The following is a 15,005-nucleotide window of genomic DNA, read 5'->3' on the forward strand; positions in this document are numbered from 1 at the left end:
CCGCGGACGGGGGCTTCCAGATCAGATGAGGCGGTGGGTCAGCTCGCTGAAGGCGTCCCGGACGTCGTCGGTGGTGAGGAGCGTCAGGTCGGCGGCGGTCGCCGCGGAGCCGAGCCTTGCCGCCCGGAGCGCCCGGCGCGCGCACGCCTTCTCGTACATGGAGCGGGCGAAGCGGCCGTTGCCGAGTTCGTCGATCCGGCCCGTCCCGCATGCGCGCTGGAACACGAGGGCCAGGTCGTCCAGGGCGCTCTCCTCCCACTGGTCGCCGCCCTGCTCGGCCATGAGCTGGGCGATGCGGAGCAGTTCGTCAGGCCCGTAGGACGGGAAGTCCACGCGCACGTCGAAGCGGGAGGCGAGCCCGGGGTTGGAGGCCAGGAACCGGGTCATGTCGGCGTCGTAGCCGGCCAGGATGACGACCAGCCGGTCACGGTCGTCCTCGGCCCGCTTGAGCAGGGTCTGCACCGCCTCGGCGCCGAACGCGTCGCCGCCCGAGTAGCCCGGGTTGCTCAGCGCGTACGCCTCGTCGACGAACAGCACACCCCCGAGGGCGGAGTCGATGACCTTGTTCGTCTTGAGCGCCGTCGCGCCGAGGTGCTCACCGACGAGGTCGGCGCGCTGGGCCTCGACCACCTCCGGGCGGGCGAGCAGCCCGAACGCCGCGAAGACGCCGCCGAGGACCCGCGCGACCGTGGTCTTGCCCGTGCCCGGCGGGCCCGCGAACACGAAGTGGCGGGTCGGCGGGCGGGTGACCAGGCCCTGCTCCTGCCGCATCCGGGCCACCTGCAACTGGGCGGCGATCTCGCGGACCTGCCGCTTCACCGGCTCCAGCCCGATCATCGCGTCGAGGGAGGCGAGCGCCTCGTCCAGCGTCGGGGTCTCGGTGTAGCCGCGGAACCGCTCGGTGACCTCCGCGAAGGCGGTCTCCACGTCCTCGGCGCGCACGGTGACCAGGTCTTCGGCGGTGGGCCTGGCCGGCGCACCGGACGACGAGACGGCCTCGACCACGCGCACGTCCCGCGCGCGCGCCGCCGCCTCGGCCAGCGACCGGACGAACCTGCCGTTGCCCAGGTCGTCGATGATGCCGCGCCGCTCGACCTCCTCGAAGCGGGCGGCGAGCCGCCGCCGGGCCTCCGCGTCGAGCCGGTCTTCGCGCAGCGCGGTGTGGTAGTCGGCGATCTGCAGCAGCTCCGAGGGGCGGTAGGACGGGAAGTGCACGCGTGTGCCGAACCTGGAGGCCAGCCCAGGGTTGGAGTCGAGGAACTCCTCCATCTGGGTCTCGTATCCGGCCAGGATGATGACGAGGTTGTCGCGGTCGTCCTCGGCGCGCTTGAGCAGTGCCTGGACGGCCTCGTCGCCGAACCGGTCGGGCTGGCCCTCGGCGGAGTTGACCAGGCTGTACGCCTCGTCGATGAACAGGACACCGCCCAAGGCCGAGTCGACGAGCCGGTTGGTCTTGAGGGCGGTCGCGCCGAGGAACTCACCGACGAGATCCGCGCGGTGGGCCTCGACCAGGGCGGGTTCGGGCAGCAGCCCGAACGCGTAGAAGATCTTGGCGAGCACCCGGGCGACGGTGGTCTTGCCCGTGCCGGACGGCCCGACGAAGACGAAGTGCCGCATCGGCTTCTCGGTGGGCACCCCGGCCGCGGCGCGCATGTGCGCGGCCTCGATGGACGCGGCGATGGAGCGGACCTGCCGCTTGACCGGCTCCAGCCCGATCATGTTCTCCAGTTCGGCGAGCGCCTCCGCCACGGAGATGTCGGGCGGCTCCGTGCGCCGCTCGGGCGGCGCCTGGCGCTCGGGGGCGCTGCCGGGGTCGGCGGCCTGCGCCGCGGCGCGCTGGTCGTGCGCCGCCTGCGCGGTGGCGGCGGCTCCGGCCTCACCGGAGCCGCGCCGGTCCGGCCTGCTCGGCTTGTCCGGCCGCTCGCGCTTGTCCGGGCCCGAGGGGTTCTTGCGCGGGGCCGCCGTGGCGTCCCCTTTCGGGCTCGCCTGTTCCTGCACCCAGCCCGTCTCGTAGGCCTCCGCCGGGACGGTGCGCCTTGCCCGGTCCCACCGGTAGGCGAGCACGGCCAGGGCCGCGAGCCATCCAGGCGTGACACTGGCCTCAGGCAGCGGGTGTGCGCACGCCGCTGTGGCCACGCCTGCGGAGGCCAGCCCCAATAGCGTCGTGCGCCACGGCGCGTACCCGCGCAGGCGGAAGGCGACGAAGGCGACGGGCACGGCGAGCAGGCCGAGCAGCAGCTCCGGACTCAGGTACGGCGGGTTTCCTTCGTCCGGGTAGAGGCCGCCCAGAGGCACCGACAGGGCGAGCCAGGCCAGGATGACCGTGATGACGGCCATGCCCGTGGGCGAGCGGAGCGTCAGGTGGACGACGACCAGCAGGATCACCGTGAACGCCGCCGCGCCGAGGATCGGGCCGTCCAGGAGGACCGCGGCCACCAGCACGAGCGCGACGAGCAGCACCGCCCCCAGGAACCTCAGCCCGGGAGTGATCTGGAAGTAGCGCCACCTCAGGCGCTCGAAAAGATCCCGCGCCGCGGCGTTCTTCGCCGGGCGGGAGCGAGACCTGCCGAACAAAGCCATCAAAGCGAGTAAAGCGCAGGACCGCCCGGAACGGGACTCCCCGCGCCCTGTTCGTTGACTTACACCGGCCCTGCCTGGTGCGGAACGGAGCCCATGCCGCACTCGGGACCGGGACAATTGTCCTGTCCAGAAGTGGAAGTTCCACGCTGCGCCCGGAAGGGGCCGCCGCCTCCGGCCACGGGGAGTGGTGCGGCCCTACGATCGGTGACGCAGGTCGTCCACCGTCCAAGGAGCCCCCTTGACCGACTCCACCGGTGCCTTCCCCGGGCTGGTCCCCTCCCCCGCCGCCGCCACGGGCGTCGCGCGTGCCGCGGGCTACGAGATCGAGGAGGAGCTGGGGACCGCGCCGTCCGGAAGCGGCCGCCCCCTTGTCATCGCGGGGGTGGACGAGGTGGGACGCGGCGCGTGGGCGGGGCCCGTCGTGGTGTGCGCGGCGGTCACCGACCTGAGCCCGCCCCCGGTCGTGCCGGGACGCGGGAAGAAGACGATCGCGCTGACCGACTCCAAACTCCTCACCGAGGCCCATCGCGAGTCGTTCGCCGGGATCCTTCCCGGCTGGCTTGCGGGGCACGCCATAGGCGCGGCCGGCCCTGAGGAGATCGACGAGGTGGGGATGACCGCCGCGCTGCGGCGCGCCGCCGTCCGCGCGTTGGAGTCGCTGCCCGTCCGGCCCGATGTGGTCATCCTCGACGGCAAGCACGACTTCCTCAGCCGCCCCTGGCGCGTCCGGTGCGAGGTCAAGGCGGACCAGAGGTCGGTCACGGTCGCGGCCGCGTCCGTGTTGGCGAAGGTCCACCGCGACCGGCTCATGGCGGAGCTGGACGGCGAGTTCCCGGGTTACGGCTTCGCCGACAGTGCCGGGTACCCCTCGCCCGTCCATCAGAAGGCCCTGGAGGAGCACGGGCCCACGCCGCACCACCGGCTCTCGTGGTCCTACCTGGACGACCTCCCCCGCTGGCGCCACATGAAGAAGCACCGCGACCCGCTCGCCGGGGAAGGGCAGCTCAGCCTGCTGTGAGCCGGCGCCCCGCATGCGGGCGCATGAGTCATCTCCAGCGGCCGGGGTAGAGCGGCCGACACGGGAGGTGCATGCCATGGATGCCGTCGTCAGGAAGCTGCTCCGGGAGTCCGGCGAGACGTTCGCCGAAGAGGCCGGCATAACCCTGAAGGACCAGCCCGCTCCGCTGTTCAAGCTGCTCGTCCTCGCCAACCTGCTGAGCGCCAGGATCTCCTCCGACATCGCCCTCGCCGCCGCCCGCGAGCTGTTCGCGGCCGGGGGCGGCACGGCACGCGGCATGGGCAGGCTGACCTGGCAGGAGCGCGTCGACGCGCTCGGCCGGGGGCACTACGTCCGCTACGACGAGAGCACCGCGACCCGCCTCGGCGACATGGCGGAGATCGTCGAGGACAGGTACAAGGGCGACATGCGGCGCCTCGCCATCGAGGCCGGACGCGACACCGGGAAGGCGGCGGAGCTGCTGCGGGAGTTCCCCGGCATCGGCCCCACCGGGGTGGACATCTTCTGCCGCGAGGCGCAGGCCATCTGGCCGTGGCTCCGCCCCTACGTCGACGGCCAGGTGAAGAAGGGCGCCGAGCGGCTCGGCCTGCCCGCCGACGGCGAGGAGCTCGCCTCCAAGGTGCCGGAGAAGGACATGGCGCGGCTCAGCGCGGCGCTGGTGAAGGTGGCCCGGGACAAGAAGCTCGCCGAGCACCTGAAGGCCGCGTAGGCGCCGGGCGCACGCGTCACGTCCAGACGGCGACCTCGTCCATCTGCTTGCGGGCGATGTCGGGCACCATCGCGTCGTCGGCGGGATAGCCGACGGGGATCACCACGTATGCGCGTTCCTCCAGCGGACGGTCGCAGACCTCGTTCAAGAAGCGCATGGGGCTCGGAGTGTGCGTGAGGGTCGCCAGGCCCGCCTGGTGGAGGCCTGCCAACAGGAAACCCACGGCGATGCCCACGGACTCCTTCACGTAGTACGGACGCGGAGTCTCCGGCCCCTTGTGCACCTCGAAGACGACGATGACGGCGGGGGCGTCCTCCAGGAACGGCTTGCGCCAGTCGGTGCCCAGCGGAGCGAGCGCGTCCAGCCACTCCTGCGAGGCGCGCCGTTCGTAGAACTCCCGCTCCTCCCGCTCGGCGGCGTCCCTGAGCAGCCGCTTGCGCTCCGGATCGGTGACCACCACGAACCGCCACGGCTGGAGGTTCGCCCCGCTGGGCGCCGTCGCCGCCGCCCGGATCGCGTGCTCGATGACGCCGCGGTGCACGGGGCGATCGGAAAAATCACGGACGGTGCGGCGCAACGCCATCGTGTCGGCGAACGCCCGGACCCGCTCGACCGACTCCTCGGGCGGAACGTCGAAACGGGGCGCGGGTACGACCGGGTACTGCCGCTGGGTGCTCATGCGACCGTTCCTACCGCCGCGGCAGGGCCCGGGACAATCGGCAGGATCAGCCAACGTTCCGGGCCCGTTCCGGCACTCCCCGCGCCGCGGGGCGCTCAGTCCTTGCCGCGCGAGGCGACCCACTCCAGGTTCCAGCCGTACGCCTGGTCGACCGTCATCTTGCCCCAGCGCGGACGGCCGGGCGGCGGCAGGACGAACCGGCCCTCGCGGCGGACGACCAGTTCCCCGTTCACGTTCTCGATGAGCGCCAGGACCGCGTCGCGGGAGGCGTCCATGCAGTCGTCCATCCGCATGTCGATCGGCGGCGCGCCCACCGGGAACAGCGTGGCGACCGCGTTCAGGCCGCGGAAGTCGTCGGCGCCGTCGTAGATCTCGGCGAACACCAGGATCCGCTTGAACTCGGCCGTGTGGTCGAGGTTGATGTGGAGGTTCTCCCCCGACTCGATCGCGCCGGTGCGGTCGTCCTTGTCGAGCTGGATGTAGGGCGGGCGGTCGAGGGCGCCCATGTCGCCGAGGGCGTGGATGATGCCCTTCCGGCCGTCCTTCAGCTCCCACAGGCAGCACAGGTCGAGGTCGAGGTCGACGCCGCGGCGGCGCTTGCCGAGGCGCCCCTTGGCGGCGCCCTCACGCGCGGTCCAGTTGAGGTTGACCCGCATGTGGCCGCCCCGCGCGCCGTGCTTGGTGAGCGACACCGACGGCGCGTTCTTCGTCAGGGAGACCGTGCCGCCCGCCTGGGGCTGCGGGGCCGCCCCCTGCGGAGGCGGGGGCGCGTACTGCCCGGGCGGGGGCGCGTACTGGCCGGGAGGCGGGGCGTACTGGTTCCCCGGCTGCGGCGAGTACTGCCCAGGAATCGGCGGCGGAGGCGCGTGCTGCCCGGGCGGAGGCGGGTACTGACCGGGCTGCGGGGGGTACTGCTGGCCGGGCGGAGGGGGCGGCGGCGCGTACTGGCCGGGGGGCGGCGGAACGTACTGCCCGCCGGGGGGCGCGTACTGCTCCTGCGGCGCGGGCTGCGCCGGCGGGGGCGGGGCCTGCGGCTGCGGGGGCGCGGGCGGCGCCGCCTGGCCCGGGTCGTCGACGCTGATGCCGAAGTCGGTGGCCAGCCCGGCGAGACCGGAGTCGTAGCCCTGGCCGATCGCACGGAACTTCCACGCGCCCTGCCTGCGGTAGAGCTCGCCGAGGACGAACGCCGTCTCGGTGGTGGCGCCCTGGCTCTCGAACCGGGCGACCTCCGTCCCGGCGGCGGCGTCCACCACCCGCACGTACAGACCCTGGAACTGGGAGAACGTCCCGCCGTCCGAGGACGCGGCAATGACGATCTTGTCGATGGCGGGCTCGACCCGGTTCAGGTCGACCGCCAGGACGTCGAGGACGGTCGGCCCCTGCCGCTTGCCCTCGTGCCGGACCGCGCCCGACCCGTGCACCGGCTGGTTGTAGAAGACGAAGTCGTCGTCCGACCGCACCCGGCCCGTCTCCGCGAGCAGGAGCGCCGAGGCGTCCGCGTCGGGAACGCCGGGCCCGCCCTGCCACCCGAGCTCGACCCGCACCGAGGGAACCGGAACCGCCGTGTTGGCGCCCTTCTGCATCGACATAACGCTCCTCGTCATCGACCGTTGCCACCAACCTAGAGGCAGTCGCCCGGCCCCGCGACTGCCATGAGAGGAGGACGCACGGCGGCACCCGGGAGTTCCGCTCCCCGGCGGCGCGGCCTCACCCGGACGAGTCGGTGGGCGGAGCGCCGGGAAGCGGAGCGGGCTCGGGCGTGCGCAGGCCGTCCAGGACGATCCGCAGATTGCGGTCCCACTGCTGGTCGCCTGCCCGCAGGCCCACCGTCTGGTCGCCGGTGGAGACCGAGACCAGCAGGAACGCGACGTCCTGCCATGTGACGTCCGCGCGCATGGCGCCGGCGCTCTGGGCCCGCTCCACGAGAAGCCGGATGCGCTCGCGCAGTTCCGCGCGCGCGTGGTCGATGCCGCCGCCCAGCGTGTGGTTGATGTCGCAGAGTTCGTTGCGCAGCCGGGTGTAGGAGGCCGCGAAGTCGCAGAAGCCCTGCCAGGGGTCGGGATCGGCGAGCCCCTCGTCGCCCTTGGCGACGATCTCGCCGAGCACCTCCGCGAGGACCGCCTCGAGCAGCGCCTCCAGCGTGCTGACGCGCCGGTAGAACGTCCCCACGCCCACTCCCGCGCGGCGCGCGATCTCGTGGGCCGTGACCTCGCCGCCGCTCTCGACGGCCGCCTCGCGAGCCGCCGCGACGAGGCGTTCGACGTTGCGCCGGGCGTCGGCCCGCGGGCGGCGGCCCGTGCCGTCGTCCAGCAGGCGGTCCACGGCGCTCCTGGTACCGCTCATGAACCGGATTCTAACCACAAGCGGACGCCTTCCGTCCGATTTAAGTGGACAGCTCGCGTCCGGTTGCGCTAGCTTCGCCGAAGCGGACGCGAGTGGTCCGCTTTCGACGAAGGGACTGATCATGGCATCCGGACCCGGAGGCTCCCCCGCCATGAAGATCACCGCGCTCGCCGCGGGCTTCGTGCTGGCGAGTGTGGACGCCACGGTCATGCAGATCGCCGGGGCGACCGTCCAGGACCGCCTGCACGCCCCGCTGAGCCGCCTCACCTGGGCCGTCGACGGCTACGTGCTCACGTTCGCGGCCCTGCTGATGCTGGCGGGCGGGCTCGCCGGCCGGCTCGGCGCCCGGCGGGTCTACCTGTGGGGCATGGCGGTGTTCCTGGCCGCCTCGCTGGGCGCCGCGCTCGCCCCGACGATCGAGGTCCTCATCGCGGCCCGGCTCGTCCAGGGCGCCGGCGCCGCGCTGTTCATGCCGAGCTCGCTGGCACTGCTGGTCGAGGCCTTCCCCGATCCGCGGCGCCGGGCCCGCGTGCTCGGCCTGTGGTCGGCGATCGTCTCGTCCTCCGTCGCCCTGGGGCCCACCGCCGGCGGCGTCGTGGTAGGCACGCTCGGCTGGCGCGCCATCTTCCTGATCAACGTGCCGCTCGCCCTCGCGGGCATGGCCCTGGCCCGCCGCTTCATCGCCCCCGCCCCCGGCCGCCCCGTCCCGCTCGCCGTCCCCGGGCACGCCGCACTGGTCGCGGGCCTCGGCGCCCTCAGCTTCGCGCTGATCGAGGGTCCGCACCGCGGCTGGGGCTCCCTTCCGGTCCTCGCCGCGATCGCCGTGGCGCTGGGCACCGCCGCCCTCCTGCCTCTGCGGGAGCGCCGCGCCCGGAGCACCGTGATGCCGTGGCGGCTGTTCCGCGGCCCGCGCTTCGCCGGCGCGAACACCGTGGGCTTCCTGTTCAACGCCGCCTTCTTCGGGACGCTGTTCCTGGTCGGCCTGTACTTCCAGCACGGCGGCGGCGCCGGTCCGGTCAAGGCGGGCCTGATGGTCCTCCCGCTGACCGTCTTCATCCCGCTCAGCAACCTGGCCTTCGCGCACCTGTCCGCGCGCGTCCCGACCGGCCTGCTGCTGATCGGTTCCCTCCTGCTCGCCGCCGCGTCCTCTCTCGCCCTGGCCGCGATCGGCCCGTCCACCCCCTACTGGACGACCGCGGCCGCCCTGGCCGCGGCCGGCATCGCGGGCGGCATCACCTCCCCCGCCATGACGGCCGTCATGGTCGACGCCGCGGGCCCCGGCAACGGCGGCGTGGCCGGCTCCGTCCTCAACACGGGCCGCCAGATAGGCACGCTCATCGGCATCGCGGCCATCGGCGCCGTCCTCGGCGCGTCCACCGACTGGACGACCGGCGCCACCGTCTCGTTCGCGCTGATCGGCGCCGCCTACCTCGCCGCCGCACTGGCCGCCTGGCGCCTCATCGCCCGTCCCGAACGGACCGAACGGCGTGAAGACCGCGCCGTCCCGGAACCGGCCGCCGCCTGCTCCCACACCCGGACCGCCTGAGGATCCGGCTCCCCAGGCCGAACCACCACAAAGGCAGACCCACCGGAACAACCCACCGCACTCAGCCCAAGGAGACCCGGCATGTGGAATGAGATCGAGAGGGTCACAAGCGAATCAGGGGACTCGGGCGGTCCAGGCGGGGGTGGAGAACTTGTCGGTCACGTACTTGTGGGCGAGGCGCAGCTCGTCGTCGGTCACCCGGTCGTCGGAGAGGCCGTAGCGGCCGCGGAAGTGGGCGATCATGCGGTCGATGATCTCTTCGCGGGGCAGGCCCGTCTGGCGGCGGAGCGGGTCCACGCGCTTGTTCGCACTCGCGATGCCCTTGTCGGAGATCTTCTCCCGGCCGATGCGGAGCACCCTCAGCATCTTGTCCGCGTCGATGTCGTACGCCATGGTCACGTGGTGCAGCACGGCACCCGCGGCGAGCCGCTTCTGGGCGGCGCCGGCGATCTTGCCGTGGTCGGAGGTGATGTCGTTCAGCGGCTGGTACCAGGCCCTGATCCCGAGCTCGCCGAGCGCGCCCAGCACCCAGTCGTCGAGGAACGCGTAGCTCTCGGCGAAGGACATCCCCGCCACCAGGCTCTCCGGCGCGTAAAGCGAGTAGGTGATGGTGTTGCCGGGCTCGATGAACATCGCGCCGCCGCCGCTGATCCGGCGGACCACCTCCACGCCGTGGCGCGCGGCCTCCTCGGCGTCGACCTCGTTGCGCAGCGACTGGAAGCTGCCGATGACCACCGCCGGCGACGCCCACTCCCACACCCGCAGCGTGGGCGGCCGCCGTCCCGCGCCGACCTCCTCGGCGATGACCTGGTCGAGGGCCATGTGCAGGGCCGGCTCCTGCGGAGGCTCGTGGATCAGCCGCCAGTCGTGCTCGCGCCAGTCGGAGGCGCGCGTGACGGCCCGCCGCACCGCGATCCCCACGGCCTCGGTGGTGATGCCGAGCATCACCGTGTCCCGCGGGAGGGCCGCCTGGACGCGGGCGCCGAGCGCCCGGGCGTCGAGCCCGGCCGGCAGCCCGTCCAGGGCGGCATTGATCGTTTCGAGGGCGCCGTCCGGCTCCAGGAAGAAGTCACCGCTGATCCGCGGGCCGCGCAGCAGCCCGTCCACGACCTCGACGTCGGCGACGACCAGCTTCCCGCCGGGGACCTTGTACTCACCGTGCATCACGTAGGACTGAACCCCGCGGCCGCGCAGGCGATTCCAGCGCGTGCGGGCTGGGGCGCGGCGGCTCCGGTCGGGGTTCCGGGAACCGACCACTGGAGGGGGCATGCCGAGACCGTGAAGGCCGGTGCGCGGCTCGACCGGCGGCCGCCCGCTCACGGCGGCCCTCGACCTGTTCGGCCGCCGCTGGACGCTGCGCATCATCAGGGAGCTCCAGGACGAGCCCCTCGGCTTCCGCCCCCTCTGGCAGCGCTGCGACGCCATGTCGTCCAGCGTCCTGCGGCAGCGGCTCCTCGAACTGATCGACGCGGGCCCCGTCCACCAGACGCCCGAGAACCTGTACGCCCTGACCGGCCTGGGCCGCGACGCCCGCGAGGCGCTCGGCCCCCGGTCGCGATGGTCCGACCGGTGGGCCGCCGCCCTGGAGGAGCCCCCCGCCTGACGGGTGCCATCCCTTGTGCTTCTGTTTCAGAAGCGCCACAATGCTTCTGAATTCGAAGCACATCGGAGGCAGCCATGCCGCGCATCGCACCGCTCGACCCCCCGTACACCCCCGACATCGCCGCCGCCCTCGCCAAGTGGATGCCGCCGGACGTCGCGCACGAGCCGCTGGTCCTGTTCCGCACCCTGCACCGGAACCCCGAACTGGCGTCGCGCATGCGCGTGCTCGGCGCCGGCCTGCTCGGCCACGGCCGCCTGCCCCTCCGGGACCGCGAGATCGTCATCGACCGCACCTGCGCACGCGCCGGCTGCGAATACGAGTGGGGCGTCCACACCGCGGCGTTCGGCGAGGCCGCCGGGCTCGACCCGGAGCAGATCCGGGCGACCGTGTCCGGCGACCCCGCCCCCTGGTCGCCGAAGGAGCGCCTCCTGATCAGCGCGATCGACGAACTCCACGACTCGACCCGCATATCCCGCCCGACCTGGGACGCCCTCGCCGACCACTACGACGAGCCGCAACTACTCGAACTCCTGGTCCTCGCAGGCTGGTACCGCACCATCAGCCAACTCATCAACACCCTGGAACTCGACAACGAGCCCTGGGCCCCCGACTTCCCCACCTGAGGACCATGACAAGCGGCCCACCCCGCCCGGCGAACTGATCAACACGCCGAAGATCCACAACGAGCGGTGGGCACCCCACTCCCCCGCCTGAGGACCATGACAAGCGGCCCACCCCGCCCGGCGGACTGATCAACACGCTCGACAACAAGCCGTGGGCCCCGCTTGCCGCCTGAAGGCCTTGACGAGCGGGCCGGCACGCCCGGCGGAGTGATCGACACGCTCGACAACGAGCCGGGGACGCGGGCCCAGGCTGGGAGCACGGCCTCGGGCGAGGGCACCCGCCTCGAGCCGACGGCACGGCCTCGGGCCGAGGACACCCGCCTCGAGCCGACGGCACGGGCCGGGGACGCGGGGCACGGGCCGGGGACGCGGGGCACGGGCCGGGGACGCGAAGCACGGGCCGGGGACGCGAAGCACGGGCCGGGGACGCGAAGCACGGGCCGGGGACGCGAAGCACGGGCCGAAAGCACGGAGCGCGGGCCGGGGACGCGAAGCGCGGGCCGAAAGCACGGAGCGCGGGCCGGGGGCACGAAGCGCGGGCCGAAAGCACGGAGCGCGGGGTGGGGGTGTGGGCCTGGGGCGCGGAGCTCGGGTTGGGGGTGTGGATGGCATCGTGGGGGGACAGCGTCTGAGGGAGGGGGTCCGGGTGAGCAATCTCGACGTCAAGCCGAAGCCGGTCGAGTGCGGGGGCCGGGAGGAGGTTCCGGGAGGCCCGGTCCACGAGTTGCTGCCGCCGCGGCGGGTGCCGCTCGGCGAGAGCACGGTCGTCCGGCGGCTGCTGCCCAGCCTGGGGCGGCGGATGGTCGGCGCCTGGTGCTTCGTCGACCACTACGGGCCGGACGACATCACCGACGAACCCGGCATGCAGGTGCCGCCCCACCCCCACATCGGGCTGCAGACGGTGAGCTGGCTGCACGGCGGCGAGGTGCTGCACCGCGACAGCCTCGGCAGCCTGCAGACCGTCCGGCCGAAGGAGCTCGGGCTGATGACGTCCGGACGGGCCATCGCGCATTCGGAGGAGTCGCCGCGCGGGCACGGCCCCCTCCTGCACGGCGCCCAGCTCTGGGTGGCGCTGCCCGATTCGGACCGGTACACGGACCCGGCGTTCGAGCACCACGCCGACCTGCCCGTCGTGGACGGTCCGGGGTTCAGCGCCACTGTGATCCTCGGGGAGCTGGACGGCGCCGCGTCGCCCGGCACGGTCTTCACGCCCATCGTCGGAGCGGACATCGCCCTGGCCGACGGCGTCGACGTGCGCCTGCCGGTCGAACCGGACTTCGAGTACGCCGCGCTCACGATGTCCGGCGTCACGGAGGTCGACGGGATGCGCGTGGAGCCCGGATCGATGCTTTACCTGGGATCCGGCCGCCGCGAACTGCCGCTGAGGGCCGACGGCGCGAGCGGTCTCGTGCTCCTCGGCGGCGAGCCGTTCGAGGAGAAGCTCGTCATGTGGTGGAACTTCGTCGCCCGGACGGGAGAGGAGATCGCCCGCGCCCGCGAGGACTGGATGGGCGGCGACCGCTTCGGCACGGTGCGCGGCTACGACGGCGCGCCCATCCCGGCGCCCGCCATGCCCGCGACACCCCTCAAACCCCGAGGCCGGACGCGCTGAGCGGGCTCATCCCCGCTCGGCGGCCCGGGTGCCGGCGACGCGCAGGGAGTCCAGGAGCGTGCTCAGCATCAGGACGCCGCCCGCGACGGCGAGGGCGTTGAGGACGATCGCGACCGCCGGGTACTCGGCGGTCGCGTAGCCGCCCGGACGGAGGAGCGCCACCGCGAGCTTCCAGCCGCCCCACGCGAAGAGGGAGCCCGACGCGGTGAACCCCAGGGCCGTCGGAAGCCAGGCGGGCAGGTCCGAGCGCGCGGAGGCGACGGCCAGGACGCTCCAGGCGCCGAGCACAGTCCAGAGCGCCGAATCGCCCAGCAGGAGCCGGGTGTTCAGGTCGAGGAGGTCGTGGTGCGCGGGGTCGAGGCCGAATCCTCCACCCGCGGCCCACACGGCCCACACCGCGGTCGGCGCAGCGCTGAGGAGGGCGGCGGCGCGTGCACGGCGAACGGCGGTCCTCCTGCGGTCGGCGAGGCGTCCCAGGAAGGCCGTCGGCCACCTCTCCCTCATGTAGATGGGAAGGGCGATGGCGAGGCCGATGGCCATGCCGGTGAATCCGATGCCGATGAGAGCCATTTCCCAGGACGGTGCCACGTCGCCGCCGTCCCCGCCGGTGTCCTCCTTACCGGCGCCGAGGACGGAACTGACCAGCGTGTAGGGCAGGAGCGGGATCAGGAAACCGCTGCTCACCCACGTGAAGAAGACCAGCGGCGCGGCCGGGATCCGCCACTTCCCGCCCCGGGCCAAGACGAGGCCCAGCACGATCCCGGTCGCGGACATGCCGACCGTCACCGCGTTGAGCACGATCCAGTCCGCGCCGCCGAAATCCGCCGGCACGTCGCCCAGCGCCGCCGCCGCTATCCACACGACCTTGACCACCAGGTACAGCGAGAGCGACGCGGCGGCGCCGTACCCGCCGATCCGTCGCGCCGCGTCCCACCTCGCCCCGACCGCTCCGGACGCATCAGGCATTCCCGTCATGATCGGAGCCTGGCGTCCGCAGCCCCGGCACCGGCTCCCCCGCGCGGGCCGTCCGCCTCCCCCGCTCGGCGGAGAAGGCCCTAGCGGTCGGCCGGGAGGAACTCGTCGAGCGCCGCGGCGACCAGGTCGGGACGTTCGAGGGTCTGCATGTGCGGGGTGCCGGGAAGCTCCTGGTAGGTCGAGCCCGGGATGCGCTCGGCGATGCCGGACATGATCTCCGGGGTCGTCGAGGCGTCCAGTTCGCCCGCGAGAACCAGGGTCGGGAAGTCCCTCCCGGTGATGCGGCCCTGCACGTCCACGCCCTTGAAGGCCCGCCAGGACGCGGCCCAGTCGGCGGAGTCGAAGCGCCGGATGTGCTCGCGCGCGTACCGGACGCCCCAGATGTCGGTGGCGAGCGCGGCGGGCGTGAACCAGCGGGTCAGGGTGGGGACGATCTGCGCCTCCATGCCGTCGGTCTCACCGGAGCGGGCGCGGTCCTCGAAGGCGTCGAAGGCGTGGTCGGTTGTGGCGAGCAGGGCAAGGGAGGCGACACGGTCGGGTGCGCGGACGGCGGCGGTCTGCGCGATCCCACCGCCCATCGACAGGCCGACGACGTGCGCCCGCTCCGCGTCGAACGCGTCGAGGACGCCGAGCAGGTCGTCGGCGAGGTCGTCCATGCCGAACGGTCGGGGCGCCCCGCCGGCCCGGCCGTGTCCGCGGAAGTCGTAGGCGAGCACCCGCCGGCCGTGCGCGAGCCGCTCCATGACGGGCTCCCACATGCGCCAGTCCACGCCCAGCGAGTGCGAAAGGATCACAGTCGGCCCGTGGTCGCCCTTCTGCGCGACGACGGTCTCGTGGCCCGCCAGCGCGACGCGGTGCATCCGCGGCGGCTTCGGAACACCCTGCTCCTCCAGGACCTCGTTGACGACGGCGAGCGCGTCCAGTGCACGCGGAAAACCGGCGTAGACCGAGATGTGCTCGCAGAGCGCGAGCAGCTCGGACGGCTCGACGCCCTGCCGCAGCGCTCCCCGCACGTGGCTCGCGAGTCGGCGCTCCGCCCCTCCCGCGGACGCGATGATGGCCGCGGAGGCCAGTTCCCGCATCCGGCGGCCCAGTTCGGGGCGGGCCAGCGCACCGCCGAACGCGCCGTCCACGACCGCTTCGAACATCTGCGGGGAGGTCCGGAGCACCTCACCGAGCGCCTCCTCGGGCCGGCGCCCCATCAAGCCCTCGTACTCGCGCCGTCCCCGCTCACCACGGTCCATGTCGTCCTCCAAAGTCGTTCTGTGGAACGCCCCCATCCTCGCCGCGCCATCCGTAAGACGTCCAAGACTTGAT

Annotated in this window: 13 protein-coding genes; 6 read left to right on the forward strand and 7 right to left on the reverse strand. The window is 73.1% G+C overall.

What is annotated here, in order from left to right; all coding sequences use genetic code 11:
• Nucleotides 1-21 precede the first annotated feature (21 nt).
• Complete coding sequence (locus AB0C21_RS38325; protein ID WP_500210975.1) at nt 22-2,580, reverse strand: AAA family ATPase; 2,559 nt, start codon at nt 2,578-2,580, stop codon at nt 22-24.
• A 268-nt stretch (nt 2,581-2,848) separates the two neighbouring features.
• Between AB0C21_RS38325 and rnhB the strand changes: the two genes are divergently transcribed.
• Together rnhB and AB0C21_RS38335 are read left to right on the forward strand one after the other, a co-directional pair.
• Complete coding sequence (rnhB, locus tag AB0C21_RS38330; RefSeq protein WP_500211029.1) at nt 2,849-3,598, forward strand: ribonuclease HII; 750 nt, start codon at nt 2,849-2,851, stop codon at nt 3,596-3,598.
• A 76-nt stretch (nt 3,599-3,674) separates the two neighbouring features.
• Nucleotides 3,675-4,307: an HhH-GDP family DNA glycosylase gene (locus AB0C21_RS38335; RefSeq protein WP_500210976.1), complete on the forward strand. Its 633-nt coding sequence runs from the start codon at nt 3,675-3,677 to the stop codon at nt 4,305-4,307.
• A 16-nt stretch (nt 4,308-4,323) separates the two neighbouring features.
• Here AB0C21_RS38335 and AB0C21_RS38340 read toward each other — a convergent pair whose 3' ends face one another.
• The 3 genes from AB0C21_RS38340 to AB0C21_RS38350 form a co-directional block, all read right to left on the reverse strand.
• Nucleotides 4,324-4,986: a nitroreductase family protein gene (locus tag AB0C21_RS38340; RefSeq protein WP_500210978.1), complete on the reverse strand. Its 663-nt coding sequence runs from the start codon at nt 4,984-4,986 to the stop codon at nt 4,324-4,326.
• A gap of 95 nt (nt 4,987-5,081) precedes the next feature.
• Nucleotides 5,082-6,575, reverse strand: coding sequence for a TerD family protein (locus tag AB0C21_RS38345; RefSeq protein WP_500210979.1), 1,494 nt, complete (start codon nt 6,573-6,575; stop codon nt 5,082-5,084).
• A 118-nt stretch (nt 6,576-6,693) separates the two neighbouring features.
• On the reverse strand, nt 6,694-7,329 hold the full coding sequence (locus tag AB0C21_RS38350) for a TetR/AcrR family transcriptional regulator (protein ID WP_500210980.1): 636 nt from the start codon (nt 7,327-7,329) through the stop codon (nt 6,694-6,696).
• A gap of 121 nt (nt 7,330-7,450) precedes the next feature.
• Between AB0C21_RS38350 and AB0C21_RS38355 the strand changes: the two genes are divergently transcribed.
• Entirely contained in the window at nt 7,451-8,875 is a 1,425-nt protein-coding gene (locus AB0C21_RS38355; protein ID WP_500210982.1) for an MFS transporter, read from the forward strand.
• Nucleotides 8,876-8,989: 114 nt separating this feature from the next.
• On the opposite strand, the gene lplAB is transcribed toward AB0C21_RS38355, so the two are convergent.
• Nucleotides 8,990-10,039, reverse strand: a complete 1,050-nt coding sequence (gene lplAB / locus AB0C21_RS38360) for a lipoate-protein ligase LplAB (protein WP_500210983.1) — start codon at nt 10,037-10,039, stop codon at nt 8,990-8,992.
• A gap of 124 nt (nt 10,040-10,163) precedes the next feature.
• On the opposite strand from lplAB, the gene AB0C21_RS38365 reads away from it, so the two are divergent.
• From AB0C21_RS38365 to AB0C21_RS38375, 3 genes are all read left to right on the forward strand, one after another.
• Nucleotides 10,164-10,478: a winged helix-turn-helix transcriptional regulator gene (locus tag AB0C21_RS38365; RefSeq protein WP_500210985.1), complete on the forward strand. Its 315-nt coding sequence runs from the start codon at nt 10,164-10,166 to the stop codon at nt 10,476-10,478.
• Nucleotides 10,479-10,552: 74 nt separating this feature from the next.
• Entirely contained in the window at nt 10,553-11,101 is a 549-nt protein-coding gene (locus AB0C21_RS38370) for a carboxymuconolactone decarboxylase family protein (RefSeq protein ID WP_500210986.1), read from the forward strand.
• A gap of 646 nt (nt 11,102-11,747) precedes the next feature.
• Nucleotides 11,748-12,713, forward strand: a complete 966-nt coding sequence (locus tag AB0C21_RS38375) for a pirin family protein (RefSeq protein ID WP_500210987.1) — start codon at nt 11,748-11,750, stop codon at nt 12,711-12,713.
• A 6-nt stretch (nt 12,714-12,719) separates the two neighbouring features.
• On the opposite strand, the gene AB0C21_RS38380 is transcribed toward AB0C21_RS38375, so the two are convergent.
• The gene (locus tag AB0C21_RS38380; protein WP_500210988.1) at nt 12,720-13,679 is read right to left on the reverse strand and encodes a hypothetical protein; all 960 of its coding nucleotides are present in this window, start codon (nt 13,677-13,679) and stop codon (nt 12,720-12,722) included.
• A gap of 89 nt (nt 13,680-13,768) precedes the next feature.
• Nucleotides 13,769-14,932 (reverse strand): alpha/beta hydrolase, encoded by a 1,164-nt coding sequence (locus AB0C21_RS38385; protein ID WP_500210989.1) that lies wholly within the window; start codon nt 14,930-14,932, stop codon nt 13,769-13,771.
• Nucleotides 14,933-15,005: the final 73 nt, after the last annotated feature.

Origin of the sequence: Spirillospora sp. NPDC049024 (genome assembly GCF_040649235.1) — a bacterium.
Lineage (GTDB): Bacteria > Actinomycetota > Actinomycetes > Streptosporangiales > Streptosporangiaceae > Spirillospora.